The 25288-nt window shown below is 66.4% G+C and carries 23 protein-coding genes; 16 read left to right on the top strand and 7 right to left on the bottom strand.

From position 1 onward, the window contains the following. Positions 1-58: 58 nt before the first annotated feature. Positions 59-880, bottom strand: a complete 822-nt coding sequence (locus ACZ0AE_RS18040; protein ID WP_463601790.1) for an arylamine N-acetyltransferase family protein — start codon at positions 878-880, stop codon at positions 59-61. A 238-nt stretch (positions 881-1118) separates the two neighbouring features. Here ACZ0AE_RS18040 and ACZ0AE_RS18035 point away from each other — a divergent pair, with 238 nt between their 5' ends. Both ACZ0AE_RS18035 and ACZ0AE_RS18030 read left to right on the top strand, forming a co-directional pair. Further along, positions 1119-3683 (top strand): methyl-accepting chemotaxis protein, encoded by a 2565-nt coding sequence (locus ACZ0AE_RS18035; RefSeq protein ID WP_463601789.1) that lies wholly within the window; start codon positions 1119-1121, stop codon positions 3681-3683. Between the two features lie 71 nt (positions 3684-3754). Continuing rightward, positions 3755-6388, top strand: a complete 2634-nt coding sequence (locus ACZ0AE_RS18030) for an excinuclease ABC subunit UvrA (RefSeq protein WP_463601788.1) — start codon at positions 3755-3757, stop codon at positions 6386-6388. Between the two features lie 54 nt (positions 6389-6442). Here ACZ0AE_RS18030 and ACZ0AE_RS18025 read toward each other — a convergent pair whose 3' ends face one another. From ACZ0AE_RS18025 to ACZ0AE_RS18010, 4 genes are all read right to left on the bottom strand, one after another. Then, positions 6443-7000, bottom strand: a complete 558-nt coding sequence (locus tag ACZ0AE_RS18025; protein ID WP_463601787.1) for a TlpA family protein disulfide reductase — start codon at positions 6998-7000, stop codon at positions 6443-6445. Further along, complete coding sequence (locus tag ACZ0AE_RS18020) at positions 6997-9369, bottom strand: protein-disulfide reductase DsbD family protein (protein WP_185753438.1); 2373 nt, start codon at positions 9367-9369, stop codon at positions 6997-6999. The genes ACZ0AE_RS18025 and ACZ0AE_RS18020 overlap by 4 nt, the downstream gene beginning before the upstream one ends. Beyond that, entirely contained in the window at positions 9369-9707 is a 339-nt protein-coding gene (gene cutA / locus ACZ0AE_RS18015; RefSeq protein ID WP_038685914.1) for a divalent-cation tolerance protein CutA, read from the bottom strand. Before cutA ends, ACZ0AE_RS18020 begins: the two co-directional genes overlap by 1 nt. A 70-nt stretch (positions 9708-9777) precedes the next feature. Then, on the bottom strand, positions 9778-11571 hold the full coding sequence (locus ACZ0AE_RS18010; protein ID WP_463601786.1) for an endonuclease: 1794 nt from the start codon (positions 11569-11571) through the stop codon (positions 9778-9780). A gap of 879 nt (positions 11572-12450) precedes the next feature. Between ACZ0AE_RS18010 and ACZ0AE_RS18005 the strand changes: the two genes are divergently transcribed. Then, positions 12451-12735: a co-chaperone GroES gene (locus ACZ0AE_RS18005; RefSeq protein ID WP_038685917.1), complete on the top strand. Its 285-nt coding sequence runs from the start codon at positions 12451-12453 to the stop codon at positions 12733-12735. A gap of 111 nt (positions 12736-12846) precedes the next feature. Then, positions 12847-14496, top strand: coding sequence for a chaperonin GroEL (groL, locus tag ACZ0AE_RS18000; RefSeq protein WP_038685920.1), 1650 nt, complete (start codon positions 12847-12849; stop codon positions 14494-14496). 132 nt (positions 14497-14628) lie between these two features. On the opposite strand, the gene ACZ0AE_RS17995 is transcribed toward groL, so the two are convergent. Next, positions 14629-15528 (bottom strand): LysR substrate-binding domain-containing protein, encoded by a 900-nt coding sequence (locus tag ACZ0AE_RS17995; protein ID WP_463601785.1) that lies wholly within the window; start codon positions 15526-15528, stop codon positions 14629-14631. Between the two features lie 172 nt (positions 15529-15700). On the opposite strand from ACZ0AE_RS17995, the gene ACZ0AE_RS17990 reads away from it, so the two are divergent. Together ACZ0AE_RS17990 and ACZ0AE_RS17985 are read left to right on the top strand one after the other, a co-directional pair. Beyond that, positions 15701-16336 carry a glutathione S-transferase family protein gene (locus ACZ0AE_RS17990; RefSeq protein ID WP_463601784.1) on the top strand — a complete coding sequence of 212 codons (636 nt, stop codon included), beginning with the start codon at positions 15701-15703 and terminating at the stop codon, positions 16334-16336. Between the two features lie 16 nt (positions 16337-16352). Beyond that, on the top strand, positions 16353-17402 hold the full coding sequence (locus ACZ0AE_RS17985) for an LLM class oxidoreductase (protein ID WP_463601783.1): 1050 nt from the start codon (positions 16353-16355) through the stop codon (positions 17400-17402). A gap of 41 nt (positions 17403-17443) precedes the next feature. Here ACZ0AE_RS17985 and ACZ0AE_RS17980 read toward each other — a convergent pair whose 3' ends face one another. Next, complete coding sequence (locus ACZ0AE_RS17980) at positions 17444-17728, bottom strand: hypothetical protein (RefSeq protein ID WP_447595865.1); 285 nt, start codon at positions 17726-17728, stop codon at positions 17444-17446. A 130-nt stretch (positions 17729-17858) separates the two neighbouring features. On the opposite strand from ACZ0AE_RS17980, the gene ACZ0AE_RS17975 reads away from it, so the two are divergent. The 10 genes from ACZ0AE_RS17975 (at position 17859) to ACZ0AE_RS17930 (ending at position 25277) form a co-directional block, all read left to right on the top strand. Next, on the top strand, positions 17859-18353 hold the full coding sequence (locus ACZ0AE_RS17975; protein WP_463601782.1) for a MarR family winged helix-turn-helix transcriptional regulator: 495 nt from the start codon (positions 17859-17861) through the stop codon (positions 18351-18353). Continuing rightward, positions 18350-19090, top strand: coding sequence for a DNA alkylation repair protein (locus ACZ0AE_RS17970; protein ID WP_463601781.1), 741 nt, complete (start codon positions 18350-18352; stop codon positions 19088-19090). Before ACZ0AE_RS17975 ends, ACZ0AE_RS17970 begins: the two co-directional genes overlap by 4 nt. 13 nt (positions 19091-19103) lie before the next feature. After that, positions 19104-19451: a DUF6616 family protein gene (locus ACZ0AE_RS17965; RefSeq protein ID WP_038685928.1), complete on the top strand. Its 348-nt coding sequence runs from the start codon at positions 19104-19106 to the stop codon at positions 19449-19451. A 268-nt stretch (positions 19452-19719) separates the two neighbouring features. Next, positions 19720-20793, top strand: a complete 1074-nt coding sequence (aroG, locus tag ACZ0AE_RS17960) for a 3-deoxy-7-phosphoheptulonate synthase AroG (RefSeq protein WP_038685930.1) — start codon at positions 19720-19722, stop codon at positions 20791-20793. A 194-nt stretch (positions 20794-20987) separates the two neighbouring features. Further along, positions 20988-21743, top strand: a complete 756-nt coding sequence (locus tag ACZ0AE_RS17955; protein WP_463601780.1) for a hypothetical protein — start codon at positions 20988-20990, stop codon at positions 21741-21743. Between the two features lie 145 nt (positions 21744-21888). Continuing rightward, the gene (locus tag ACZ0AE_RS17950; protein ID WP_463601779.1) at positions 21889-22236 is read left to right on the top strand and encodes a DUF6984 family protein; all 348 of its coding nucleotides are present in this window, start codon (positions 21889-21891) and stop codon (positions 22234-22236) included. Positions 22237-22299: 63 nt separating this feature from the next. Then, positions 22300-22569 carry a hypothetical protein gene (locus tag ACZ0AE_RS17945; RefSeq protein ID WP_463601778.1) on the top strand — a complete coding sequence of 90 codons (270 nt, stop codon included), beginning with the start codon at positions 22300-22302 and terminating at the stop codon, positions 22567-22569. Between the two features lie 580 nt (positions 22570-23149). Next, a complete protein-coding gene (locus ACZ0AE_RS17940; RefSeq protein ID WP_463601777.1) occupies positions 23150-24187 on the top strand; it encodes a hypothetical protein in 1038 nt (345 codons plus the stop codon). Between the two features lie 251 nt (positions 24188-24438). After that, positions 24439-24873, top strand: a complete 435-nt coding sequence (locus ACZ0AE_RS17935; RefSeq protein WP_463601776.1) for a hypothetical protein — start codon at positions 24439-24441, stop codon at positions 24871-24873. Then, positions 24870-25277, top strand: a complete 408-nt coding sequence (locus tag ACZ0AE_RS17930) for a hypothetical protein (RefSeq protein WP_463601775.1) — start codon at positions 24870-24872, stop codon at positions 25275-25277. Before ACZ0AE_RS17935 ends, ACZ0AE_RS17930 begins: the two co-directional genes overlap by 4 nt. The last annotated feature ends 11 nt before the right edge of the window (positions 25278-25288 follow it).

Raw genomic sequence — 25288 nt, 5'->3', positions numbered from 1 at the left:
CGGAACCGCGACGCGCCTGCAAGGCGATGTCATCCCGTGCCGGCTTGCGTGAGCGGGCTCACGCCACCCCGCGCAACCACGCCGTGATCGCCTCGCGCAGCCGTGGATGCGCGGGCACGGTGATGCCGAACGCCTCGTGCAGCACGGTCAGCACATCGTCGGTGCCGTTGAGCATGCGGCGCTCGCTGGGCTGCCCGCGGCGGTGCACGGTGTAGGCCCCGGCGCCGATCGTGCGGCGCCCGTCCGGCCCGGCCAGGGCGACCCGCAGCTGTCCGGGGAAGGAGGAGTGCGGGTGCGTGCACACATACCAGTTGCCCACCTCATGGTCGATGGGGGCCTGCACCTGCAGGTCGAAGTGGTAGAGCGGCCTCCACTCGCCGGCGATGTCCACCCGCAGCAGGAACTGGTCGTGCTGCTGGTCCAGCCGATAGTGCTCGTGCGGCGTGGCCTGGGCGAACCGATGGTCCAGCCGCAGCGGACCGGTCGGCGTGTTGCCACCGAAGCCGACGTCGGCGATGTAGTCCACCGCGTCGATCCGCACCAGCACCAGCATGTGGGTGCGCGCGGTGGGGGCGTCATCGGTGCGCCCCATGACCACGCGCGCGGCAAGGGCGCGGGCGTCGAAGCCCAGGTGCTGCAGCAGCGCCAGGAACAGCCCGTTGAGCTCGTAGCAGTACCCGCCGCGTCCTTCGCGCAGCAGCTTGTGCGCCACGCTGGGCAGGTCGATGGCCACCGCATCGCGCAGCAGCGTGGTGAGCGTCTCGAACGGGAACGTGGCGTTGTGACGTTCCTGCAGCAGCGCCAGCGTGGCCAGGGTAGGGGGCGGTGGCGCCGCCACGCCGAGGCGGGCCAGGTAGTCGCGACAGGTTTGCGGGTCCATGGGCAGGGGCCATGCGGGAAGGTGACGCCACTGTGGCGGCTCAACCGTGGTTGAGGTCAAGCACGGGCGATCGAACGCTGAATCGCACCCGCGGAATGCCCGCCACCGTCATCTTGCCGTCGCTTGCCGCCGCTACAAGGGGCGGGGGTGGCAGTGCGCTGCGGCCGGTTCGAAAATGCAGCCTAAAGACCGCCTGTTTCCGGCCGATACCGATGCGTCAATCCGCCTGGAGCATCTGATGTCGGTCGTCCCCCGCCGCCCGTTGTCCCGGTTCGCCCGCTTGGGTGAACACCTTCCACGTCCCGGTTTCAGCCGCGCCATCGGCGCGCTGCGCCGGCTCAGTGTGGCACGCAAGCTCAAGGCCGCGCTGCTGGTCTGTGGCAGCGGCCTGCTGGTCGTGGCGCTGGTCTACGCAGGTACCCGCTACAGCAGCGAGCGTGCCGCCGCCACGTTCGCCGCCCACCAGCAGAACGCCGCGCTGGCCAGCGCACTGGCCACCCAGGTGGCCGAAGCCCGCCGCCTGCAGACCCGCTATGCCATCCACTTCGACGCTGCCGACCGCGGCGCCCTGCAGCAGGCCCAGCAGCAGCTGCAGCAGTCGCTGCAGGCGTTGCAGCGCGCCCCGCACGACCGCGGTACCGCAGCCGCGTTGACCGCACTGGCGGCGCGCGCCCAGGAATTCACTGCCGGCATTGCGGCGCTGAACGACCGCGCCGACGAGATGGGGCGCGGCGACGCCGGACTGCGCGCGCAGCTGGACGCCAGCGCCGCAGCGCTCGATACCCTGCTCACCGACGCCGCCTACCTGCCATTGGCGCTGCAGTGGCAACGCATGCGGCGGCAGGAAGCGCTGCTGTTGCTTACCGGTGATGCGGTGCACACCGACCAGGCCAGCGAAGCCAAACTGCCGTTCGACCTCGCGGTGTCGGCCTCGGGCCTGGCCGGTCCCACCCAGGACGCGCTGCGTGCCGCAATGGACGATTACCAAGGCGCGTTGCTGGCCTACACCGCCGCACGGGTGGGGTTGGACGTGGAGGCGATGGCGCTCACCGATACCGCCGCGCAGGTCGCGCCCGCGCTGCAGCACCTGCAGCAGGCGCAGGCGGCCGCGCTTGCCGCAGCACGCGCACGCCAGCAGGCCCAGGCACGGGCGATGACCGTGCTGTTCGCCGCGACGCTGGCGCTGGTGGCACTGGTGCTGATCGCCAGCCTGGTGCTGGTCATGCGGGCCGTCCGCCAGCCCATCACCGACACCCTGCGGTTTGCCGAGGACATCGCCGAGGACCGGCTCGACAGCGTGCTTGCGGTGCACAACCCGCACGACGAGATCGGCCAGTTGGCGCAGCGCCTGATCCACATGCAGCAGCGGCTGCGCGAGCGCATCCAGGCCGAGCGCGCCAGCGCCCAGGACAACACCCGCGCCCGCCAGGCATTGGACAGCGCCCAGGCCTGCGTGATGGTGCTCGACCCGGACGGGCGCATCGGCCTGCTCAACCGCGCGCTGCTGGCCGAACTGGCCACGCAGGAAACCCAATGGCGCGGCCAGCCCGCCGCCGTACTGCACCCGGTGTTCCAACGCATCGTGGCGCAGCTGCACGGCAATGCGGCGTCCAGCCACGAGATCCTGCATGCGGGCATCGGCTACCAGCTGGTGGTCAATCCCATCCTCGACCACGACCAGCTGCTCGGCGCGGCCGTGGAGTGGCGCAGCCGCGCGCTGGAAACCACCGTGGAAACCGAGGTGGCCGCGCTGGTCGATGCCGCCGCGCAGGGCCAGCTGCACGGTCGCATCGACACCACCGGCAAGCAGGGCTTCGTGCACACGCTGGCGGTCAGCATCAACCGCCTGCTGGATACCTTCCAGGGCAATCTGTCCGGTGTGCAGGCGGTGCTGTCCGGGTTGGCCCAGGGCGACCTGCGCGTGCGCATGCAGGGCCAGTTCCAGGGCGTGTTTGCCCACCTGCGCGATGATGCCAACGCCACCGTGCAGCAGTTGACCGACATCGTGGCGCGCATCCAGCACGCGTCATCGGCCATCGACCACGCCGCCGGCGAAATCGTGGCCGGCAACCAGGAGCTGGCCGGGCGTACCGAGCGCCAGGCCGCGCACCTGGAAGAAACCGCCTCGTCGATGGAAGAACTTACCGCCACCGTGCGCCAGAACGCCGACGCCGCCCAGCAGGCCAACCAGCTGGCGCTGCAGGCCACCGGCGTTGCCCAGCAGGGCGGCGCCTCGGTGGCGCAGGTGGTGGCCAGCATGCGCGACATCGCCGACGCGTCGCGGCGTATCGCCGACATCACCGGGGTCATCGACGGCATCGCCTTCCAGACCAACATCCTGGCCTTGAACGCGGCGGTGGAGGCGGCGCGGGCCGGCGAGCAGGGCCGCAGCTTCGCCGTGGTGGCCAGCGAAGTGCGCCTGTTGGCCCAGCGCAGTGCCGATGCCGCACGCCAGATCAAGGGCCTGATCGAGGCCTCGGTGGACACCGTGGCCGCCGGCAGCCGCCAGGTGGACCAGGCCGGTGCAACGATGGGCCAGATCGTCGGCAGCGTGCAGCAGGTCAGCGCCATCATGGCCAGCATCTCGGCCGCCTCGCAGCAGCAGAGCGCCGGTATCGAGCAGGTGGGGCATACGCTGCTGCAGATGGATGGCAGCACCCAGCAGAACGCCGCGCTGGTGGAGGAAGCGTCGGCGTCGGCGCAGGCGATGGAACGCCAGGCCGCGCTGCTGTCCGACGCGGTGGCCGCCTTCGTGCTGGAGGTGCCGGCGGTGCGGCCGGTGGCGGCGCGCGCGGTGGGCTGACCGCGCGACCGATACGCAGCCCTCACGCGTCTTCACTGGCCGCTTCGGCGGGCGCTCATTATCCTGCACGCATGAGTACCCGTCGCACGCCTCCCGCAGCTTCCGCACGCAACGCCTTTGTCCGCGTCCGCGGCGCCCGCGAACACAACCTGAAAAACGTCGACGTGGAGATCCCACGCGACGCCTTGGTGGTGTTCTCCGGCATCTCCGGTTCGGGCAAGTCCTCGCTGGCTTTCGGCACCTTGTACGCCGAAGCGCAGCGGCGTTACCTGGAGTCGCTGTCGCCTTATGCGCGCCGGCTCATCGACCAGGTGGGCGTGCCCGACGTGGACGCCATCGAAGGGCTGCCACCGGCCGTGGCGCTGCAACAGCAGCGCGGCACCGCCAGCGTGCGCTCCAGCGTGGGCAGCGTCACCACGCTGTCCAGCCTGCTGCGCATGCTGTACTCGCGTGCGGGCAGCTACCCGCCGAAGCAGCCGATGCTGTTTGCCGAAGACTTCTCGCCCAACACCCCGCAAGGCGCCTGCCCGAACTGCCATGGGCTGGGCCACATCTTCGAGGTCACCGAGCAGTCGATGGTGCCCGACCCGTCGTTGAGCATCCGCGAGCGCGCCATTGCGGCGTGGCCGCCGGCCTGGCACGGGCAGAACCAGCGCGACATCCTGGTCACCCTCGGCTACGACGTGGATATTCCCTGGCGCGACCTGCCCAAGAAGCAGCGCGACTGGATCCTGTTCACCGAAGAACAACCGGTGGCGCCGGTGTATGCCGGCTTCACCCCGGCCGAAACCCGCGCCGCGCTGCGTCGCAAGGAAGAGCCCAGCTACATGGGCACCTTCAGCGGCGCGCGCCGCTACGTGCTGCATACCTTCGCCACCACGCAGAGCGCGATGATGAAAAAGCGCGTGGCGCGCTACATGGTGGGCACCGTATGTCCGGTCTGCGACGGCAAGCGGCTCAAGCGCGAAGCGCTGTCGGTCACCTTCGCCGGGCTGGATATCGGCGCGCTGTCGCAGCTCTCGCTCAGTGCCATGGCCGATGCGTTGCGCCCGGCCGCCGAAGGGCGCTTCCAGGCGCCCGCTGCGTCCGGCACGCGCAGCCGTGCGGCCGGTCGCAAGGCGCAACAGGCGCGTGCGGCCGCCGGTGGGCCATCGCACGTGGGCAGCAGCGACGTGCGCCGCACGCCGGACCTGTCCGAAGAAAAACGCATTGCCGCGCAGCGGATCGCGCAGGACCTGGTGGAGCGCATCGGTACGCTCGAAGCACTGGGCCTGGGCTATCTGTCGATGGACCGTGCCACCCCGACGCTGTCGCCCGGCGAACTGCAGCGGCTGCGGCTGGCCACGCAGATCCGCTCCAGCCTGTTCGGTGTGGTGTACGTGCTCGACGAGCCGACCGCCGGCCTGCACCCGGCCGACGGGCAGGCGCTGTACCACGCGCTGGACCAGCTCAAGGCCAGCGGCAACACGTTGTTCGTGGTCGAGCACGACCTGGAGATGCTGCGCCGTGCCGACTGGCTGGTCGATGTGGGCCCGGGCGCCGGCGAGCATGGCGGGCAGGTGCTGTACAGCGGGCCGCCGAAGGGCCTGCGCACGGTCAAGGCATCGGTGACCGCGCCGTATCTGTTCGATAGCGGCCGCGGCACGCGTCGCACCCCGCGTACGCCCGCGGCCTGGCTGGAACTGCGCGGCATCCGCCGCAACAATCTGCACGGGCTGGACGCGCGCTTTCCCATCGGTGCGTTCACGGCGGTCACCGGCGTGTCCGGTTCGGGCAAGTCCAGCCTGGTCAGCCAGGCGCTGGTGGAACTGGTCAGCGAGCATCTCGGCCACGAGCCGGTGCGCGAGGAGCCCGACAGCGAGCTGCCGGTGCCCAGCAGCATCGAACGCACCCGTGGCCGCCTGCATGCCGGTGCCAGGCACATCACGCGGCTGGTCAACGTGGACCAGAAGCCGATCGGACGCACCCCGCGTTCCAACCTGGCCACCTATACCGGCCTGTTCGACCACGTGCGCCGCCTGTTCGCCGCCACCCGCACCGCCAAGGCACGCCGCTACAGCGCCGGGCGTTTTTCCTTCAACGTGGCACAGGGCCGCTGTGACACCTGCGAAGGCGAAGGCTTCGTGCACGTGGAACTGCTGTTCATGCCCAGCGTGTACGCGCCATGCCCCACCTGCCATGGCCAGCGCTACAACGCCAAGACGCTGGAAGTGGAATGGAACGGGCGCAACATCGCCCAGGTGCTGGGCATGACCGTGGAGGAGGCTTTGGCCTTCTTCGCCGACGAGGCCCCGGTGCAGCGCCCGCTGCAGCTGCTGCGCGACATCGGCCTGGGCTACCTGCGGCTGGGCCAGCCGGCCACCGAGTTGTCCGGGGGCGAGGCGCAGCGGATCAAACTGGCCACCGAACTGCAGCGCAGCCAGCACGGCAGCAGCCTGTACGTGCTGGATGAGCCGACCACCGGCCTGCACCCGGCCGACGTCGACAAACTGATGGCGCAGCTGCAGGGGCTGGTGGACGCGGGCAACACCGTGGTGGTGGTGGAACACGACCTGCGCGTCGTGGCCGATGCGGACTGGGTGATCGACGTCGGCCCGGGGGCTGGCGAGCAGGGCGGCGAGATCGTCGCCGCGGGTACGCCAGCGCAGGTCAGCCGCGCCACGGCAGGCGCAACCGCGCCCTACCTGCGCCGCTGGTTCCCCTGACCCGTTCGACGGTAGAGCGACGCCATGCGTCGCTACCCCAACCAACCACCCGGGTCACGGCGTAGCCCACGCCTCAATCTCGCCCGCCTGAAACGGCCCCAGCTTCTGCTTCACGATGCGCCCGCGCGCATCCACCAGCACCGAGTAAGGCAACAGCCCCTGCGCGTTGCCCAGCCGCACGCTGGCATCGGCCGGCCCGGGTGTGTCCAGCACGATCGGGTAGCCCACCGGCACCTGGGCCAGGAAATCGCGCACGCCTTCGGGGGTATCCAGCGCCAGCCCCAGCACCTGCACGCCGTCGGCCGGCTGGGCGGCGGCAAAGGCGGCCAGCGCCGGCATTTCCTCCACGCATGGGCCGCACCAGCTGGCCCACACGTTGATCAGCAGCGGGCGCCCGCGGAAGCGGGCCAGATCCACGGGCGTACCCGACACATCGGGCAGGGTAATGGGGGGCATCGCATCGCCGATCCCGGCGCCCGGGGTGACCGCGCGCGGTGGCGGGGGCGGTGTTGCTGCACCGGGACGGTTGAAGAACCACGCCCCGGCAGCCACGCCCAGTACCGCCGCCAGAACGGCCACCACCGCAAGTTGGCGGGGTGGCCGCGGGCTCATCGCGCGGTCCGCAGCAGCGCTTCTTCGACGATGGCCTGGGTGAGCACCGTGGGCAGCACGGTCGGCGGTGCGCCCGGGCCATACACCACGTACAGCGGCACGCCCACGGCCTTGTGCTCATCCAGGAACGCGGTGATGTCCGGGTCGACGTTGGTGTAGTCGCCGCGCATGTACACCGCGTTGGTACGGCGCAGGGTGTCGTGGAAGGCGTTGGTGCCCAGCACCGTGCGTTCGTTGGCCTTGCAGGTCACGCACCAGTCGGCGGTCATGTTGACGAACACCACGCGGTTGTCCTGGCGCAGGCGGTCGAGCATCTGCGGGGAGTAGGCCACCACGTTGTCGGCGGCGGCCGCGGCCGCCTTGGCCGGCGGCACCAGCCGGGTCACGCCCCACACCGGCACCAGCGCGGCAAGCAGCAGCAGGAGGGCCAACAGCCCGCCCACGCGCTGGCTGCGCCAGCGGCTGCGTTCGTACCACCACAGCGCCAGTGCCAGCACCACCAGGCCACCCAGCACCAGCGTCATGGCATCCACGCCGCGCTGCTTGCCCAGCACCCACAGCAGCCAGATCGCGGTGCCGTACATCGGGAAGGCAAGCACGTGCTTGAGCGTTTCCATCCAGGCGCCCGGGCGCGGCAGGCGCTTGGCCAGCGACGGAATGAAGCCTATCAACAGGAACGGCAGCGCCAGGCCCAGGCCCAGTGCCATGAACACCAGGATCGCCGGCACGGTGCTGGCGGTGAACGCATACGCCAGCGGCAGGCCCATGAAGGGCGCCACGCACGGGCTGGCCACGACGCAGGCCAGTACGCCGGTGAAGAAATCTCCCACCGGGCCACTGCGCGCGGCCAGCGACTGACCCACACCGCCCAGGCTGCCGCCCAGCGTGAACACGCCCGACAGGCTCAGGCCCACGGTGAACATCAGGTACACCAGCGCGGCGATGAACCACGGGTGCTGCAGCTGGAAGCCCCAGCCCGCGGCTTGGCCGGCGGCACGCAGGGCCAGCACCAGGGCACCGATCGCGGCAAAGGCCACCAGCACGCCAGCGGTGTACCAGAGCGCATGGCTGCGCGCGCGCTGGCGGCTTTCGCCGCTCTGCGCCACGCCCAGCACCTTCAGCGACAGGATCGGCAGCACGCACGGCATCAGGTTGAGGATCAGGCCACCCAGCAGGGCCAGCAGCAGCGCGCCGATCAGCGTGGTGGGCGCGGCATCGTCGCCCGGCGGGCGGGTGCGCTGCGCGTTGTCGGCGCTGGCATCGGGCACGCTCGACGCGTCGGTCGCGGCGGCGGCCGTGTCGTTGGGGCGGATCAGCATCGGCTGGGTGGCGATGCCGGCGGCGTCGCGCTCACGCGCCGGCGCGCGCTTGTCCTTGCCGGGCAGCGGGGCAATCACTTCGTTCTGGTGCGCGGCTTCGTCAGCGCGTGCGTTGACCTTGCCGGCCGGCAGCGCCAGCTTCACCCGGCGCGTCATCGGCGGGTAGCAGATGCCATCGGTCTGGCAGCCCTGGAAGGTGATCACCAGGGTGGCTTCGTCGGCGTCGGCACGGCTGCGGCGCAGCGGCAGCTTGACGTCGACCTGGTCGAAATACACGGCCACATCGCCGAAATGTTCATCGCGGTGCGACTTGGCCGCCGGCCATGCCGGCTTGTCGGCGCGGATTCCGGCGGCACCTTCCAGCTTCAGCGAGGTGCGGTCGCGGTAGAGGTAGTAGCCCGGTGCCGGGCTGAAACGCAGCAGCACGGTATTGCCGTCATCGACAATGGCGTCGAAGCCGAACGCGCGCTCGGACGGCAGCGGCAGGGCCTGGGTGTTGGCGGCGCCCGGCAGGCGCAGGCCGCCGCCGTTGCCGGCCAGCGGATTGTTGAACGGCGAGGCGCCGAGGGCCGCAGGCGCGGCGGTGGCCGGGGCCACGCCCGCAGCGGCGCCGCTGCCGGCGGGCAGCTTCACTTTGATGCTGCGCTTCTGCGGCGGGTAGCACACCCCGGCATCGGCACAGCCTTGGTAACGCACTTCCAGGGTCACCGTGTCGGTGCCGTCGTCGGCCTTGCCCGGCAGCACGGCGGTGAGCCGCTCGCGGTAGGTTTCCACCTCGCCGAAGAAGTCGTCGTGGTGCTTCTTGCCGGCCGGCATCTGCAATGCCTCGGCGGCAAAGCCGGCATCGGCCTTGACCGTGGTGCGGTGGCGGTACAGGTAATAGCCCGGCGCGATCTTCCAGCTGATCTCGACGCGGTCGCGATCACGCGCCTGCGCGGTCAGCCCGAACGCCTCGTCCACCGGCAGCAGATCTTTCTCGCTGACGGCCCACGCCGGCAGGGACACCACGAACAACGCGCACAGCGCGGCAACACGACGAAACAGCGTCATCAATCACTTTCCTCACGGGTCTGCGCCCGAATCCAGTCCAGGTACGCCGGCAGGCCGGCGCGGGTTTCGACCGCGATGCACTCCGGGAGTTCATACGGATGCAGCGCATGCACCCGTGCGATGGCCGCGTCCAGGCGGCTGCCGGTGGTCTTGATCAGCAGCTGGACCTCGTGGTCCTCGCTGATCTCCCCGTGCCAGCGGTAGGTGGAGTGCGCCCCGTCCAGGCGGGTAACACACGCCGCCAGGCGTTCTTCCACCAACGCACGTGCCAGCCGCGTGGCGCAGGCCGCGTCGGGGCAGGTGGTGAACAGCATGAATACGGGATCGACGGTCGACATGACCGCCGAGTATAGGACTGCCAGACCCGAATGGTCCGGCCGGCGCCGTTGCGGCGCCGGCCGGTGGGGCTCAGTTGAGCAGCTGGCAGCTGGTCGGCTTGGCCGAGGTGAACAGGGCCGGGGTGGCCCATTCGGGGTGGTCGATGAACGGGTTGCGGTTGCCCTGGAAGCTGTAGATCACTTCATTGCGGGCGCGTTCGGCCGCATCCGGCGGGTCGGACAGGTGCCATTCGATCAGGGTCGAGAGCAGGCCCATGTACGCCGGCGAGGCCGAGGTCTTGACGATTTTGGCCCGGTCGTCGGTCAGCTCCAGGTCGGGTTCGGACTGGCCGGTCTTGGCGTCTTTGCCCCCTTCATAGCGGATGGCCATGTACATCACGGCCCGCGCCATGTCGCCCTTGCGGTGGCCCCACACTTCAAAGGTGCCGGTATTGCCGTCCGGCGTGCGCACCCAGTTGGAGTTGCCGGGATAGCCGCCGCTGCCGCCGCCGAAGCCGTTGTTGGACTCGGTGGCGCGTTCGCCGCAGTTGCTGTCGCACTTGCCGAACGGCTTGTTGCCGCGGTCGGCGTTCCACTGTGCGTCGGTCAGGTACAGCATGTGGGTGTCGGTGTAGGGCGCATACGGCAGGCCCTTGTCGCCGGTGGTGTTGGCAAAGCCCAGCGAGTTGGGCCAGGTGTGTTCGCGGTTGTAGGTCAAGCCGCTGCCGGTGCCCGCGCGGCCGCTGACCTTGGTGTAGCTGCGGTTGCGGTAGGCGTCCAGGATCTTGCCGCTGTTGTTGGGATCTTCGTCGGCGATTTCCAGGATGGTCCAGGTGCTGGTGCCCGAGCCGCTGTACGGGTAGGCGGTGTGGCCCTTGATGGTTTCATGCAGCGAGCAGCGCAGCTGGCTGGGGTTGGCGGTGTTGACGCGCGAGTAGTACTCGCCGGGGGTGCCGGGATCGGGATTGCCCGGGTCCGGGTTGCCGGTGCTGCTGGCCACGGTGAAGGCGATGCGGGTGTCGGCGGCGGGGCGGGCGCCCTGGGCGTCGCTGACCTTGGTGGCGCGGATGTCGAACCGGCAGGCTTCGCCCGCCACCAGGGCGGTGTTGGTGGAGACGGTGAAGGTGCTGCCGCTGCTGGCGTGGCTGAGCGGCACGGTGCCGGACTGGCCGCAGCTGAGCACGAACGCGCCGCTGGCCAGGGTGACGGTTTCGCTGAAGGTGACGGTGAGGTCGGCGGCGGCCGGGAAGGTGCTGGCGCCTTGTTCGGGGGTGGTGGTGCGTACCGACGGCGGGGTGTTGGGGCCGGTGCCGCCGGTGCCGCTGAAGGTCTGGCCGTTGTTGCAGGCGCCGAAGGTCTGTTTGGCCGATTCGGCCCAGGTGAAGTGGGCGTACTGGCTGCCGCTGCCGGTGAGCTGGAGGGAGGTGCCGGGGGCGGTGCTGTTGCTTTCGCTGACGGGGATGTTCTGGCTGGTCAGGCCGGCGGCCGGGCCGCCGCTGGCGGTGATGGTGCCTTCGTAGCTGATGAACTGGACGACGTTGCCGCTGGCGTCGACGAGGGCGATGCCGTCGTTGGCGCCGTTCTGGAGGCCGTTGGTGGGGTAGGTGACGGTGGCGAGGGTGGCCTTGCCGCACGCGGCGGCGGTGCCGGCGGGGACAGGGTTGTTGGCATACACGGTGGCGGCCGAGGGGCTGCTGCCGTTGTACAGGTAGAGGCGGTAGGTGCTGAGGTCTTCACCGCCGGTGGCAACGACTTCGATGGCTTCGCCGACGTCGCCGGCGGGCGTGCTGTCGTCGTAGTGCAGTTCATTGATGAATACATCGGCCTGGGCGGTGCCGGCCAATGCCAGCAGGCACGCCAGGGACAGCGGTGTGAGCAACCTCATCTACGTCTCCTTGTGATTGGTTATTGCTGGCCGAATCTAATCAATCCAGATGACACATCTATCGATATGTCGGGACTTAGGTTCCGCAGTGGGACGTGCGTCAAGGAATTGGCGGGGGAGGGTTCTTTTTTTTCGAAGCTGAAGAGCTAGAGCCAGAGCTAGAGCTAGAGCTAGAGCTAGAGCCAGAGCTAGAGCTAGAGCTAGAGCTAGAGCTAGAGCTAGAGCCAGAGCTAGAGCCAGAGCTAGAGCTAGAGCCAGAGCCGTGAAGCCAGAACCTCGGTTGGCCGGTCCTGCAGGCTGGGCGGGGGTGTGAGGGTTCACGGGACACGCTGCAAGTACGTCCATGTAAGCTCCGCCACCGCATCCATGCGGTGGAGGGTCCCGTGAACCCTCACACCCCCGCCCCAGACAGTTGGCTGGGGGCCTGGGGAGAGCCGATGCAATGGCCAGCCACGCCTGGCGGGGAGGGTTGCTCTTGGTTCTGCTTTTCCGTGAGCAACGGCAGAGTGTCTTAGGGGTGGTGGGGGTGGGGGTGCGGGACCCTCGGCGCCATGGATGGCGCCGCGGAGCCCCCAGGGATGGGTTTACGGCGTGTCCCGCACCCCCGCCCCCACCAGCCCAGCGCGCCACGCCCGCGGACTCGCGGCGCAGTTGACCTTGACCTTGACCTTGACCTTGACCTTGATCTTGCCTCGGGCCCCACCGGCCGCCGGCCGGAAAAATTTCGTCTTCGCCCCTTGAAAGGGAAGTGCCCAGCACCATCTCTGCTCTGTACCCGCACCGTCGGGTTTTTTCGTGAGCGTGGCTGGCAGTCGCCCTGTGCGAGTGCTAACATCGCCAGACTTTTCCAGACCAATCAACAACTTAAAAGGGTCTCACATGAGCATCAAGCCGCTTCATGACCGCGTCGTAGTCAAGCCGATCGAAGCCGACGAAATCTCGTCCGGCGGCATCGTGATTCCGGATTCCGCCAAGGAAAAGTCCACCAAGGGTGAAGTCGTGGCCGTCGGCCCGGGCAAGCCCCTGGACAACGGCAGCGTGCGCGCGCCGTCGCTGAAGGTCGGTGACAAGGTCATCTACGGCCAGTACGCCGGCAGCAGCTACAAGTCCGAAGGCGTCGAGTACAAGGTCCTGCGCGAAGACGACATCCTCGCCATCATCTGATGACGCAGAGCGGGGCTCTGCCCCGCCGCGCGGTAGCCGGACTGACCGGTCGACCGTATCCCCCATTCAAGCAGCCGGGCATCGCCCGGCTCTACATAAAAGGTAATCGCAATGGCTGCCAAAGATATTCGTTTCGGTGAAGACGCTCGTTCGCGCATGGTGCGCGGCGTCAACATTCTCGCCAATGCCGTCAAGGCAACCCTGGGCCCGAAGGGCCGCAACGTCGTGCTCGAAAAGAGCTTCGGCGCCCCGACCATCACCAAGGATGGCGTGTCCGTTGCCAAGGAAATCGAACTGGCTGACAAGTTCGAGAACATGGGCGCGCAGATGGTGAAGGAAGTTGCTTCCCGCACCAACGATGACGCCGGCGACGGCACCACCACCGCCACCGTGCTGGCCCAGGCCCTGATCCGCGAAGGCGCCAAGGCCGTTGCTGCCGGCATGAACCCGATGGACCTCAAGCGCGGTATCGACAAGGCCGTCATCGCCGCCGTCGCCGAGCTGAAGAACATCTCCAAGCCGACCGCTGACGACAAGGCCATCGCCCAGGTCGGCACGATCTCGGCCAACTCGGACGAGTCGATCGGCAACATCATTGCCGAAGCCATGCGCCGCGTGACCAAGGAAGGCGTCATCACCGTTGAAGAAGGCTCGGGCCTGGACAACGAGCTGGACGTCGTCGAAGGCATGCAGTTCGACCGTGGCTACCTGTCCCCGTACTTCATCAACAACCAGCAGTCGCAGACCGCTGACCTGGACGATCCGTACGTGCTGCTGCACGACAAGAAGATCTCCAACGTGCGCGACCTGCTGCCCGTGCTGGAAGGCGTCGCCAAGGCCGGCAAGCCGCTGCTGATCATCGCCGAAGACATCGAAGGCGAAGCGCTGGCCACCCTGGTGGTCAACACCATCCGTGGCATCGTCAAGGTCGTGGCCGTCAAGGCACCGGGCTTCGGTGATCGTCGCAAGGCGATGCTGGAAGACATGGCCGTGCTGACCGGCGGCACCGTGATCTCCGAGGAAATTGGTCTGTCGCTGGAAAAGGCGACGATCAAGGATCTGGGCCGCGCCAAGAAGGTGCAGGTCTCCAAGGAAAACACCACCATCATCGATGGCGCCGGCGAGAAGGCCAACATCGAAGCGCGTGTCACCCAGATCAAGACCCAGATCGAAGACACCTCGTCCGATTACGACCGTGAAAAGCTGCAGGAACGCGTGGCCAAGCTGGCCGGCGGCGTTGCCGTGATCAAGGTCGGTGCCTCGACCGAAATCGAAATGAAGGAAAAGAAGGATCGCGTCGACGACGCCCTGCACGCTACCCGTGCAGCCGTTGAAGAAGGCGTGGTCCCGGGCGGCGGCGTTGCGCTGGTCCGTGCCGTCACCGCGCTGAGCGGCCTGAAGGGTGCCAACGAAGACCAGAACCACGGCATCCAGATCGCCCTGCGCGCCATGGAAGCCCCGCTGCGCGAAATCGTGGCCAACGCCGGCGAAGAGCCGTCGGTCATCGTCAACCGCGTCAAGGAAGGCACCGGCAGCTTCGGCTACAACGCGGCCACCGGCGAATTCGGCGACATGCTGGAATTCGGCATCCTGGACCCGACCAAGGTGACCCGTTCGGCGCTGCAGAACGCTGCCTCGATCGCTGGCCTGATGATCACCACCGAAGCGATGGTTGCCGAAGCCCCGAAGAAGGATGACGGCGCTGGCGCAGCTGGCGGCGGCATGGGCGGCATGGGTGGCATGGGCGGCATGGACTTCTGATGTAGATGCCGGCCATCGGTCGGCACACATCGGAGCGGTAGGTACCGACCGTTGGTCGGTACCCGCCATCCGCCAACGCACGACGAAAAACCCCGCCGGAAGGCGGGGTTTTTTGTTGCGCGCATCATGGGCTCACAGCGCGCTGGTCGGCGCCTCGACTTCTTCCTGCAGCCAGCGCAGGAACGCCGCGATGGCCGGATTCTCTTCGGCGCCTGGCAGGGTGACGGCGTAATACGCAAACCGCGTCGGCCATGGCTGATCCAGTACCACCGCCAGCCGCCCGCTGGCTACTTCGGCTTCGACATACAGGTCACGCACCAGCGCGATGCCCTGGCCGGCTTCTGCAGCGCGGATCAGCAACACGTCATCATCGAACGCCGGGCCACGTTCGACGCGCGGATCGGGTGGCAGACCGAGCGCGCTGAACCACAGCGACCAGTCGCTGCGGTCGGAATCCTGCAGCAGCGGGTACTGCAGGCAGTCCACGGCCGAGTGGATCGGCGGGCCCTCGTCGAGCAGCGCCGGGCAGGCCACCGGCAACAGCACCGGCGCCGCCAGTGGGCGTGAGACCAGGCCGGGATAGTCACCGAGACCGTGGCGGATGGCGATGTCGATGCGGTCGCGACGCAGATCCACCAGTGCGGAGGACGCCTCCACGCGGACCTCGATGTCCGGGTGGCGTTCGGTGAACCGCCCCAATCGCGGCACCAGCCATGACGCGGCAAAGCTGGGCACGGTGCTGATGGTCAACGTCTGCCGCGCGTGGATCGCCTCCAGCGTGGCCATGCTGTCCTGGATCTGGTCGAAGGCGCGCGCCAGTGCCGGGTGTACCTGTGCGCCCTCTGGTGTGAGCGACACCCCGTGGCGGCTGCGGGTGAACAGGCTCACCCCGGTACGCGCCTGCAGCAGCTTGAGTTGCTGGCTGATCGCGCCGGGGGTGACGCCCATGACATCGGCGGCCGCCTTGAGGCTGCCATGGCGGCCGGTTTCAACGAAGGCGCGCAGGGCGAGCAGGGGAAGAACAGCACCCATGACCTTAGTTTTTCTCTCTTGGTAGTGAAGGAAAAATCGTTCTACACGGCGTACGGCGCTGCGTAGCATCGTGATCATGTTGAGTCGGGGGTGTTTAGTCCAGCTGTATCAGCGGACCCCGATACCGCGACCACATCCCTCTCGTTATCCATCGCCCGCCAAGGAGACCGATGTGTCCCCAGCTTCGCTGCACCTGTACACCGACAGCTCGCCCAACGGCTTCAAGATCACCATTGCGCTGGAAGAGCTGGGCCTTCCTTATGTGCTGCACCACGTCCGCATCGACGATGGCGCGCATCGCCACCCTGATTTTCTCAAGCTGCATCCCCATGGCCGCATTCCGGTGCTGGTGGATGCGGCACGTGGCATCACGGTGTTCGAATCCGCCGCCATCCTGCTGTACCTCGCCGACAGGACCGGGAAGCTGCTGCCCACCGCCGCCGTCGCGCGCTGGGACGCCATCACCTGGTTGATGTTCCACTCTGCCAGTGTCGGCCCGATCCTGGGCCAGCGCGTTCATGCGGAGATGTTCGCTGACGCGCCGCATGCGCCTTCCATCGCACGCTACCGCCGCTTGAGCACAGAGTTCTTCGCCACGCTCGACCAGCGCCTGGCCGACCGACCGTGGCTGGCCGGCGAGGAGTACTCCATCGCCGATATCGCCGGCTATGGCTGGATGCATATCGCACGACTCATCGGCTTCGATTTCAGCGCGTACCCGAACTTGAGTGCATGGCACCTGCGCATGTCACAGCGGCCTGCGGTGCAGCGCGGCGTGCAGCTTCCCGAACCGGCCACCGGCCCCTGATCCAGGCATGACCACGATGACCCTCTTGACCGATATCACCGAGGTGCAGGCCCCTCTGACCGGCGCATCCGCACCGATGTTCGCCCGGCATGCCGGCTACCAGCGCATGTTCCGCGAAGGTGCGCTCACGCTGGGCGTGTTCCTGCCGCTGCGTTTCTACCAGGGCACCATGCAGGTGCTGGCCGGCCAGGCCGACCTGGTGAGCCAGCTCGACCGTGACGGCTTCGCCGCCACCTGGGTGCGCGATGTGCCGCTGTATGACCCGTTGTTCGGCGATGCCGGGCAGGTGTTCGATCCGTTCACCTACCTGGCCTACCTGGCCGCGCGCACCGAGCGGCTGGCGTTGGCCACGGGCAGTGCGATCTTCTCGCTGCGGCACCCGATCGATCTGGCCAAGTCGGCGGCCTCGATCGACCAGCTGTCCGGTGGGCGCCTGGTGCTGGGCATCGCCTCCGGTGATCGGCCAGTGGAGTTCCCGGCCTATGGCTTGGACCATGCAGACCGCGGCGAGCGCTTCGCCGCATCGGTGGCGTATGTCCGCCAACTGATGCAGCACGGTCCCCTGCAGATCGACTCGCCACTGGGCGCACTGCAGGGCGTGGAGCTGCTGCCCAAGCCGGTGGCCGGCGCGATCCCGCTGCTGATCACCGGCACCTCGCGGCAGACGCTGGACTGGGTGGGGCAGCATGCCGATGGCTGGCTGACCTATCCCGAGGCTACCCACGATGCGGCCGGGCCGAAGCGACTGGCGGCCAAGATCCAGGCGTGGCGTCGTTTGATTCCCGACGGTGGCTTCCGTCCGCACGTCACCAACGAATGGCTGGATCTGGTCGACGATCCGAACCATCCGCGCACGCCGCTCAATGGCGGTTACACGTTGAGGACCGGCCGCAATGGGCTGATCGATCTGCTTGGGCAGTGGCAGCAGGCCGGAGTCAACCACGCCGCGCTCGGTATCCAGTTCTCGCAACGGCCGGCCGCCGAGGTACTGCAGGAACTGGCCGAGTATGTGCTGCCGTTGTTTCCGTCGCATGCGGGGCCTTTACCGGCCGAGATGCGCTGGTAGGCATACCCACCGCTCCGTCATGAGTGGCGGCGCGGCACCTGTCAGGCCCGACAACGCGCGGCCCGCCGACGGTCGCGCCACGCCAGGCCCAGATGCGCAAGCAGAAAGCACAGCGCGCCGCCCACCATCATTCCCTGCGAGTACGCCATGGGCAGCCATATCGCTGCCGCCGCACCCAGCGCCATGCCAGCCAGGCCGGCGGCGACGGCAACGCGTTGCCGCGCCAGGTACTGCGCCTGCGCGCGCTGACGTTGCTGGATGGCCTCGCGCTTGTTGTCCGGTTGCAGGATGGCCTGAGCAATCGCGTCAGCTTGGGAAGGGGTCATCTACGCGTCCTTGTGAGTGATCCTGTCCCGGATCTTTGCCTGTCACCTGGGGTATGTAAAGTGCGGCGGGGTTCCAGATGCGTCGCAGTAGCGATATAGTTAGCCGCCGTACTATTCCGGATCCGCCTGCATGCTGGAAATCAAACATCAGGCCTTCCTGACCGAACTGGTGCGACGTGGCCAGCCGGACGCGGGGGAATTGGCGCTGTGTTTCCAGGTGCTGTCGCTGGCCAGCGCGATCGACCAGGACTGCGCAAGTCGTCTGGCACCGCTGGGCCTGAGCGAAGGGCGTTTCGTGCTGCTGTTCCTGCTGCGCGGCGCGGATACAGCGCTGTCGCCGCACCAGTTGGCCGAGCGCGCCGGCGTCACCCGTGCCACCGTGACCGGCCTGCTGGATGGATTGGAGCGCGAGCAGCTGGTGAGCCGTCACAGCGATCCCGATGACAAGCGGCGCATCCACGTGCGCCTGACCCGGTCGGGACAGACACTGTCGGCGCGCCTGTTCGACCAGCAGACCCACTGGATCGCCTCGCTGTTTGCCGACATCAGCACCGCCGAACGCCAGGTGCTTGGCACGCTGCTGCAGCGCGTGTGGTCGCGCACCGATGCGGGGCGCACCTCATGAAAAAGCCGATCACCCGCGAGCGGCGCGGCCAGCTGGATCGGGGCGAGGCCGAAGCGGCCCACCTGGCCGAAGTGCTGGCCGTCGATTTTGCCCGGCTGATGGCCCATGTCGCGCCGACCTTGCCGGCCTCGGCGCTGGCCCCGATGCGCAACGCCGCAAAGCTGGGCATCACCCTGCGCATGCAGGGCGCTGCCACGCTGCTGCGCGCGCATGGGCACGGCGATCATGCCCACTGGTCACGACACGCCAGCGACACCGTACGCGGCTGGGCCTGCTACCTGATCGGCAGCGATCCGGCGCTGACCCTGGAGCGCAAGCTGGATGCCCTGCGCGCATTGGCCGACGACCCGCACTTTGGCGTGCGCGAATGGGCCTGGCTGGCCGTGCGCCCCCACATCGCCGCCGAGCCGCTGCGGGTGCTCGCGCACCTGCAGGCCTGGGTCCACGACACGTCGCCGAACGTGCGCCGCTTCGCCTGCGAAGCGCTGCGCCCACGCGGGGTATGGGCCGCGCATATCACCTTGTTCAAGCAGGAACCCCACCATGCACGGGACCTGCTGGACGCACTGTGCTGCGATGAAGCGCGCTACGTGCAGGATTCGGTAGGCAACTGGCTCAACGACGCCGGCAAAAGCCAGCCCGACTGGGTCCGCGCGCTGTGCAGCCAATGGCAGCAGCGCCATGCCGATGATCCGGCCAATAGCTACATCCGCAAGCGCGCCCTGCGCTCGCTCTGACCCAAGGAATGCCATGTCTTACATGCTGATCGAGCTCTACACCGCCACCCCCGCCTGGACCGCGCTGGACCCGGTATCGCGGGGGGCGCTCTTCGCCCGCATCGGCGCGGGCATGCAGCATGTCGATCCGGCGCGGATCAAACCGCTGGCCATGGGCCCGCTGGATACGGACGTGCCGCGCAGCAGCGCAGAGCAGTTCTACGCCGTGTGGCAATGCAGCGACCGCACGGATGCTGATGCGCTGCTGGCCGCCATTGATGGCACCGGCTGGCACACCTACTTCACCACCACCCACATCGCGGGCGCATCGGGTGGGCTGCAGCAGCATCTGGCCGAACTGGCGGCGCTGCCGAAGGCATGAGGCCCGCGCCCACGGTGGCTGAACACCGCCGTCGCAGTTGCGAATGAAACATTTTGCGCCGCACAAAAGCTGTGCTATCAATACTCCCCAATGAACGCACGCCCCGCCAATGCCTACTTTTGGTATTACTTTCCGAAGCCACCGGCGGAGGAAGGCATGCGCTCACCCTGAAGAAACCTTCAGACGCATTCCCGAAAGCCGCCAGCGCACCTGGCGGCTTTTTTGTTGCCGCCGCGCTGGGGACCCCCACTTCCAAGGAGTTTTCCCCATGCCCCCGCACACCGATGACCTGCGCATCCGCAAGATCGAACCGTTGACCCCGCCGGCCCAGCTGCTGGCCATGCTGCCCTGCGACGATGAAGCCTCCGACACCGTCAGCGCCTCGCGCGCGGCCCTGCACGAGATCCTGCACGGCCGCGATGACCGCCTGGCGGTAGTGATCGGCCCGTGCTCGATCCACGACCCGGTGGCCGCCATCGAATACGCCCAGCGCCTCAAGCCGCTGCGTGACGCCTTTGCTGACGAACTGGAAATCGTCATGCGCGTGTACTTCGAAAAGCCGCGCACCACGGTGGGCTGGAAGGGCCTGATCAACGACCCGGACCTGGACGGCAGCTTCAACATCAACAAGGGCCTGCGCGTGGCGCGCGGTCTGCTGCGCGACATCAACAAGCTCGGCCTGCCGGCCGGCGTGGAATTCCTCGACGTGATCTCGCCGCAGTACATTGCCGACCTGGTGGCCTGGGGCGCGATTGGCGCGCGTACCACTGAAAGCCAGGTGCACCGCGAACTCGCCTCGGGCCTGTCGTGCCCGGTGGGCTTCAAGAACGGCACCGACGGCAACATCAAGATCGCTGCCGACGCGATTGGTGCTGCGTCGAATCCGCATCACTTCCTGTCGGTGACCAAGGAAGGCGGCACCGCCATCGTCGCCACCGCCGGCAACCCGGATTGCCACGTCATCCTGCGCGGCGGCAAGACGCCCAACTACGACGCCACCCATGTGGAAGCGACCAGCCAGACCCTGGCTAAGTCGCACCTGGCCGCGCGCATCATGATCGATGCCAGCCACGCCAACAGCAGCAAGAACCCGGAAAACCAGCCCAAGGTCATCGCCGACATCAACGCGCAGCTGGCCAATGGCGAAGAGCGCATCGTCGGGGTGATGGTGGAAAGCCACCTGGTGGCCGGTCGCCAGGACCTTGTCGAAGGGCAGCCGCTGACCTACGGCCAGAGCATCACCGATGGCTGCATCGGCTGGGACAGCTCGCTGGCCGTGCTGGAAAGCCTGGCCGAAGCGGTGCGCGCGCGCCGCGCAGCGCGGGTGCGCGAAGCGGCGTAACGCGGTTGACGCGCCCACGGCACGCCGGTACACCCGGCCTGTCCCGGTAGAGCCACCCCATGGGTGGCCGCACGCGGACCTGGCCCCTCTGTTGCAATGCGTTGTTTGACAACAATTCAGTTTCGTTGCTACAACGCTCCTTGCTAGCTGCCCCAGCAACTGGGGCGGCAGGGAATGGCTCAGGGGAAAACTGGATGCAGCACGTTGCACGGTATTTGGCCGGGCTCGGCCTCGCGTTGTCTTTCGGATTCGCCCACGCACAAACACCCGGCTCCTACGGCCTGCACGAGCGCTCCATCGAGCGCATCAACGGGGCAAAAGATCTGGGCGTGCTCTCGGTAGACTCGCTCTTTGGTGAGCAGGTCAGCACCTTCAACGGCAACACCGAGTTCGCCAATGTCGATATCAGCATCCCCGGCAACAGCAGCCTGCCGGTAGAGCTGAGGCGCCGCCTCAAAGTCGACGATCGATCACGTTCCAACGGCCAACACCTGCTCGGCCTCGGTGAGTGGGACATGGATGTGCCGTACATGTCCGGCGTGTTCGCGATCTCAGCTGGCGGGTGGCGCCCTATCGGCGGCACCGCCGATCAGCGCTGCAGTTTGACCCAGGAGCCTGGAACAGCTGGCGGTACGTCGGCGGAACAATACTGGGCTGGCTATGAGCTGAGCATCCCCGGGCAGGGAAGTCGCACGCTGCTGAGTAACCCCAGTTCCCGCGTGCCAGCCGGGCCCACCGGAACGGTGGGTTGGATAACCAAGGACTACTGGCGGTTCATCTGCAAGTCTGCAACGGCCAATGGATATCCAGGGCAGGGGTTCATCGCGCTGTCCCCCAATGGGTTGCGTTATCACTTCGACTGGGGCATCAGCAAAGCGCACGCGGGTCTCAAGCGAGGAAACGGATCCACCGCGCTACCGAGAAGCAGTGCGACGGGCAGTACAGACTGACCTGCGTGTATCTGCTTCGCGGATTGAGGCCGGGAAGCCTTTCAATCAAACGATCAGTGTTGATGGAACGCAAGTAACTTACACCGCCTTCAGGCTTGAAGACGGATCGATCAATGTTGGACGAATTACTCTACCGGATTGATGTATGGAACGACTTCTCACTGCCGCTGAGAAAAAACTGATTCTGGCTTTGATCAAGAAAGCTGATTTTGAGCTTCCGCCTGAATGGCTCGATCAAGCAAAAGTTTCGCCAATGGATGATGGTGGAATGGGAAGCTTGCGCTTCTTGTCGCCCTCTACATCTTTGGTGCAAAAGATGGGCAAGAAAATAGCTGAAGTGCGCTTTCGTGATGCCGATGGAGTAGACGTCATTGCTTCCATGAATCTGGATAAGAACGGTATCCCGTTTGAGTTGGATATCTGGAAGGTAAACTTCAAGCCGCTAATTCGGATACCGGGTCACTTTGCAGTCGATGAGGGCGAGGGCAACTAAGCCTGCTAGTACAAATGGCCGAAGAACGGGATCAGGTTCACTTATCAATACCGGATAAAACGTATGCACGCGCCCGTTGCCAGCAGGGTGGAACTCCGCAACTTTCGCGACGTAGTGGTGGTATTGGGAAGTTGTTACAAGATTGATCCCGGGCTCATTCGTCCCGAGGACTCGCTTCAGGACCTTTTTCAGTTCGATTCGTGGGTGTTGGATAAGGGGATGGATGAAATGAATGGCTGGCTGACGGCGAACGGGGTGGAAGCGGAGTGGGAATCGGTCCGAACCGTGCTGGACCTCGCTCTAGCTGTCGAGCACGCCCGCCTGGCGCGTTGACGCCGGGTTGGGGGAAGAAGCCTGGCGAACCGTCGCAATCGGTTTGCGCGGCTACTTGGCAGTCATATGCCGCGCATTGCTGAGGTTCTGTAACGCGGCGAACGAAGCAACTTGAAGCGGTCGACGTGTTGAACGGGATGACTTCCATGAACTCAGAGGATGGCCGGATGCACTTACAGGGGAGTGATCAATGAGAAGCAGCAGCGGAATCGCGGCGATGGAGACTGTCGGTGTGCTGGTGGTCGCCGGGGGCGTGTCATCTCAGGAGTACACAGAGATATCCGGAAGCTACACGCTTGCTTCGCGCAACATTGTGGATCCCGCGCCAGGCGAGAAGAAGGATAGAGCTGCGTTCTTCTTTAATTCTGATACTGCAAAGAGCATTTACCTGTAGATGCCGGCTGTGGCGCGAAGGGATGCCTGTTCAAGTGACCTGATGACAACGTCATCGGGCGGGCTGGTGTGCTCCAATGATCTGAAGCGGCGGGAGTATCAGTGCACCCTCGGCGTCATTCTGGAGGCGGGCAACGCTGTCGATGTCAGTGTGTGCTGAGTTGGCGACCCAACCCAAGGTGACGAAATGAATGACAGCGCAGACGTTCTTGGCCGCTCTCCGATGAAGACTCTGTGCCTGGCGATGGCTCTGTCTGTCACGGCAGGCTGTGCATCGGTCGGCACCTCGTCCCATCGCGATCTTCTGAACGAGATCAGCACCCACAACGCTGTATGTGGTGCGGCTTGGCAGGCGCTTGTGCAGGAGTGGCTGCAGAATGGGGGCGGTGTGGGCGCGGACCTCAACGAGACCCGTAAGCGCATCGCGGCCGATCGCACCTCCCGATTGTCATTGCTGCTGCAACAGACCTGGCGCATCCAAGACCCCGCCGATGTCGAGATCGACAAGTACTTTGCGTTCGATGACGCGCTTTATGCGAGCGAAGTTGTTGCGCAAGGCTGCAGGTCGCCGGGGTTCTTTGGTCGGGCGATGTATGCCGTGCCGGGCGCCTTCAAGGAGGGTGCAATCGATGCACTGCAGCGGCAGTGGGGAAGCAGCGATGAACGGCCGCAACTGGCAGGGCGTGCCATCGGGGAACTGCTGGTCTCCCCGTCCAATACGCTGCAGCCGCCTGGCGATGCGCCGCACGCGCCGGCGTCGGCGTCGGCGTCGAATCGACCACCGCGCCGCCTGTACTTCGTCGACGGTACCAACAGAAACGACGGTAGGAGTGTGTCGATTGACTTCAATACACGCACCCTCCTGCCCGGATGCGAGCTGCAGTACCTGCGCAAGTGCGACGGACAGTTCCCTTCCCCTTCGTGTCTGGTCTCCGAGTACTTCGCGTTCTACATGCCACCCGATGCCGGGCCGCGGTGGCAGGCCATGGGCGCGAGTTTCGAGCGGGGCCCCAGTTGCCGTGTCGGCACCCCCTCGGGCACGGTGTCGATGACTGCGATTCTGTCCAGGCAGAGGTACGGGGACGTGACCTTCTACGTGGATGAGGGTGGAGACGTGGCAGGGTGGGCTTTCACCGGCACGGGTGCAGGGCAGCGGTACTTTCTTGAGGGCATGCGGCTGCGATCCTGCGATGAAGTGCCCGGTGTGATCCAGGCTGATCGCTGACGTGAGGTGGACCGGCGCGTGTGGCCCTTCATGGCTTGCATCATGGTCGGGTGGGCTGCCAGTCGCGAGCCCGGCGTTTTGCCCGCAAGCAAAGTAATCGATTGGTTTCATGAGTTTGGAACTGGTGATGAATTGATCTGTGCCGGTAACGTTGGAAGCGTGCTGCAGGGCAAAGAATCTCGCGCGCGGACTTCCTCTCCATAAGCCGTTGCTCTAGATATGTCAGTCTGTTTTCTCGAGGCCAAGGAACGATGAACATCATCGAGTACCAGCGTGTCGCTATTGCGATGTTTGATGCTGGTGAGCACGGCAAAATCGATTCGTTCGTCGCCGGCGTGCCTTTTGCCTGCGTGCTTCCAGCAGGCATCGTGCCGTCGCAGGGCTCCACGCGGGCGCTGGTCAACATACTGCTTGGGCTGGGCTGCCATGAGTTCGTCTGCGTCGGAGCGGAGGCCCGTCATCTAGAGTACGCATTGGACGAGGTTGTGGAGGATGCAGGCAGGATGGGCGTGGTGACCACGGCGATTGAAGAGGCAAAGGAGGCTGCGGAGTACGTGCTGTTCGCTGTCGGGTGCCTGACGTCGCATGTGGTCTTGGTCGACGGCGAATGCGGCGTCTTCCCGGCGGAGCTTGTGAAGCTGGGGGCCGTACCCCGCAGCTCTGGCGGGAATGAGGAGGGGTTATGAGCACTTCCATCAGGTCAAAGATCGCTTCACTCACCTTCAGGGGGTTTGAGGTCTCGCCTCATGTGATAGAGGAGATGCTCAGTGTGAAAGCCAGTGAAACAGGCGAGCGGGGTACCCACGTGAGGGCGGGTGTTGCCGCGTTGCTGAAGCGATCCTTTCCCAGGTTCTCGATTGAACTGGCACCAGACTGCAGGCTGGATCAAGCAGTTCCAGTACTGCTAGCCCACGCCGGTGGCTTGCAGCGCCTGAAATCCGTGCGGGACGTGGTCACGCCCGAATTTCTTGAGCTGGATATCACTTGGCCGGTCAAAGGGTCCGACGGGCAGGAGGGCAGCTTTCTACCTGTCGCCGTGCTCTCGGATCTGGCGAACCTCGAATGCTCCCTTTCATTCGGATTCATCTGACGCCGTAAGGA

Source organism: Stenotrophomonas sp. AC248 (assembly GCF_979258185.1).
This window is presented reverse-complemented; position numbering and strand designations above follow the sequence as displayed.

Excerpts from the sequence above, each read along its gene's own strand:
- ACZ0AE_RS18040 (WP_463601790.1), bottom strand. The coding sequence starts at position 880 with ATGGACCCGCAAACCTGTCGCGACTACCTGGCCCGCCTCGGCGTGGCG.
- ACZ0AE_RS18035 (WP_463601789.1), top strand. The coding sequence starts at position 1,119 with ATGTCGGTCGTCCCCCGCCGCCCGTTGTCCCGGTTCGCCCGCTTGGGT.
- ACZ0AE_RS18030 (WP_463601788.1), top strand. The coding sequence starts at position 3,755 with ATGAGTACCCGTCGCACGCCTCCCGCAGCTTCCGCACGCAACGCCTTT.
- ACZ0AE_RS18025 (WP_463601787.1), bottom strand. The coding sequence starts at position 7,000 with ATGAGCCCGCGGCCACCCCGCCAACTTGCGGTGGTGGCCGTTCTGGCG.
- ACZ0AE_RS18020 (WP_185753438.1), bottom strand. The coding sequence starts at position 9,369 with ATGACGCTGTTTCGTCGTGTTGCCGCGCTGTGCGCGTTGTTCGTGGTG.
- cutA (WP_038685914.1), bottom strand. The coding sequence starts at position 9,707 with ATGTCGACCGTCGATCCCGTATTCATGCTGTTCACCACCTGCCCCGAC.
- ACZ0AE_RS18010 (WP_463601786.1), bottom strand. The coding sequence starts at position 11,571 with ATGAGGTTGCTCACACCGCTGTCCCTGGCGTGCCTGCTGGCATTGGCC.
- ACZ0AE_RS18005 (WP_038685917.1), top strand. The coding sequence starts at position 12,451 with ATGAGCATCAAGCCGCTTCATGACCGCGTCGTAGTCAAGCCGATCGAA.
- groL (WP_038685920.1), top strand. The coding sequence starts at position 12,847 with ATGGCTGCCAAAGATATTCGTTTCGGTGAAGACGCTCGTTCGCGCATG.
- ACZ0AE_RS17995 (WP_463601785.1), bottom strand. The coding sequence starts at position 15,528 with ATGGGTGCTGTTCTTCCCCTGCTCGCCCTGCGCGCCTTCGTTGAAACC.
- ACZ0AE_RS17985 (WP_463601783.1), top strand. The coding sequence starts at position 16,353 with ATGACCCTCTTGACCGATATCACCGAGGTGCAGGCCCCTCTGACCGGC.
- ACZ0AE_RS17980 (WP_447595865.1), bottom strand. The coding sequence starts at position 17,728 with ATGACCCCTTCCCAAGCTGACGCGATTGCTCAGGCCATCCTGCAACCG.
- ACZ0AE_RS17975 (WP_463601782.1), top strand. The coding sequence starts at position 17,859 with ATGCTGGAAATCAAACATCAGGCCTTCCTGACCGAACTGGTGCGACGT.
- ACZ0AE_RS17970 (WP_463601781.1), top strand. The coding sequence starts at position 18,350 with ATGAAAAAGCCGATCACCCGCGAGCGGCGCGGCCAGCTGGATCGGGGC.
- ACZ0AE_RS17965 (WP_038685928.1), top strand. The coding sequence starts at position 19,104 with ATGTCTTACATGCTGATCGAGCTCTACACCGCCACCCCCGCCTGGACC.
- aroG (WP_038685930.1), top strand. The coding sequence starts at position 19,720 with ATGCCCCCGCACACCGATGACCTGCGCATCCGCAAGATCGAACCGTTG.
- ACZ0AE_RS17955 (WP_463601780.1), top strand. The coding sequence starts at position 20,988 with ATGCAGCACGTTGCACGGTATTTGGCCGGGCTCGGCCTCGCGTTGTCT.
- ACZ0AE_RS17950 (WP_463601779.1), top strand. The coding sequence starts at position 21,889 with ATGGAACGACTTCTCACTGCCGCTGAGAAAAAACTGATTCTGGCTTTG.
- ACZ0AE_RS17945 (WP_463601778.1), top strand. The coding sequence starts at position 22,300 with ATGCACGCGCCCGTTGCCAGCAGGGTGGAACTCCGCAACTTTCGCGAC.
- ACZ0AE_RS17940 (WP_463601777.1), top strand. The coding sequence starts at position 23,150 with ATGAATGACAGCGCAGACGTTCTTGGCCGCTCTCCGATGAAGACTCTG.
- ACZ0AE_RS17935 (WP_463601776.1), top strand. The coding sequence starts at position 24,439 with ATGAACATCATCGAGTACCAGCGTGTCGCTATTGCGATGTTTGATGCT.
- ACZ0AE_RS17930 (WP_463601775.1), top strand. The coding sequence starts at position 24,870 with ATGAGCACTTCCATCAGGTCAAAGATCGCTTCACTCACCTTCAGGGGG.